Raw genomic sequence first — 1,481 nt, forward strand, 5'->3', positions numbered from 1 at the left:
GACAGTGGTTGACTTAAAAATTGAATTAAAACCAACAGCTGGAACAACTCAACCAGACAGCGATTATTTATCTCAACTTGATAGTAGTAAAATGACAAACCCCGTTAACACATTCTACTATGCAAGTAGTGAAAGTGTTATTACAATGGTGAAACTAACTGAAAGCAGCGTGATAACTGGGGTTGTGTATGGTTGTGATGAGCAATGAAATAAAACATCACAATCAAGCAACATTGACCCAACAAACGGCATTAAACTTGATGGTGGTCAACTGGGAGCAAGAAATGGCAAGTATTTAATTGAGTTAGAAAATGAATTGAAACAAAAAAATATTATTTATTTACAAATTGCACCCAAACAAACAAAAGAACACTATTTTTATACCACTAATGGTAAAAACTTTGAAATATGAGCAAACGACAATGGATATGACAATATCCGTGGCTACGGTGCTAGTCAATTAAATAAATTGTTTGAGTTATCGAAGACTTGAAAACAAAGTTTAGCTCACTTAGATTTAAAGTTAGATAACTTTGTTGTTGATAACATTAAAAATTTTACCCAAAATGAAATTGATAACTATAAAACAAAACTACTTGCTAATGTAAAAGAACAAGTTGAAAAGTATATTCCGAATGTTGTAGAAAACACTGACTATGTTATCAGCGTTGATAATCTTGTTGCGGGTGACTGAACGACAAGCAAAGATGTCAAAGTTCAAGCAGTCGATGGTAGTACAAAATTGCTAAGTTTTACTGTTAAAACTATTCCAGTGCAGCAAAAAGAACAAGCGATTCCATTAACACCAGATAATATTAAAAAAGGTGGTTTAACTGGCTGAGCTATCTTTGGGATAGTGGTTGGTTCGATTGCTGGCCTTGTTCTTCTTGGGTGGTTGTTTAAACGGTTTGTGATTAATCCGTTTATTTTAAAACCAATCCGCGAGAAAAAAGAAAAAGCCTTTGTTGCAAAAACAGAAAAAGATATTGCCCAAATGAAAAAAGACGACGAAGAATGAGAAGCAAAACAAAAAGGAGATAAATAATATGAATAGTTTGCAAGAAATCGGTAATAAAATTATTTCTGTTGGAATGCCAATTCTAATCGGAGTAGCGATTGTTATTGGCATTGTTATGGTGGCATATTATGGTATTGCAGGGAAATTTGCTAAAAACGCCGAACAACGCAGAGAAACGATTGCTCGCGTAACTTGGGTCGGCGTTTGTTTGGGAATAGTGATTTTGGCAAGTGCGATTGTCTTGGGTCTAAAAGATGTTATTTTAGGTATTGCATAAAGGAGGCGTTAAAAAATGGTGCAAAACAAAAAAGGGTTAAAAAACCCTTTCAGTGCTGGCAAGTCCGTTAAGATAAAGCCAACATCATTTAAAAACATAATAGCCATTGTAAATAATATGATTAAAAAAATGGCTATCTTTCTTATTATATCATTTTTACCATTAATGTTAATAGCAGTGATTATC

At 33.6% G+C, this 1,481-nt stretch carries 1 protein-coding gene and 1 pseudogene; both read left to right on the top strand.

The window, feature by feature from the left end; all coding sequences use genetic code 4:
• A pseudogene (locus TS70_RS06530) lies at positions 1-1,045 on the top strand (adhesin); the annotation flags it as partial.
• A gap of 1 nt (position 1,046) precedes the next feature.
• Complete coding sequence (locus TS70_RS06535) at positions 1,047-1,295, top strand: Mbov_0395 family pilin-like conjugal transfer protein (RefSeq protein WP_198049786.1); 249 nt, start codon at positions 1,047-1,049, stop codon at positions 1,293-1,295.
• The last annotated feature ends 186 nt before the right edge of the window (positions 1,296-1,481 follow it).

The sequence above is a fragment of the Spiroplasma sp. hyd1 genome (genome assembly GCF_016082235.1).
GTDB lineage: Bacteria > Bacillota_I > Bacilli_A > Mycoplasmatales > Mycoplasmataceae > Spiroplasma > Spiroplasma poulsonii.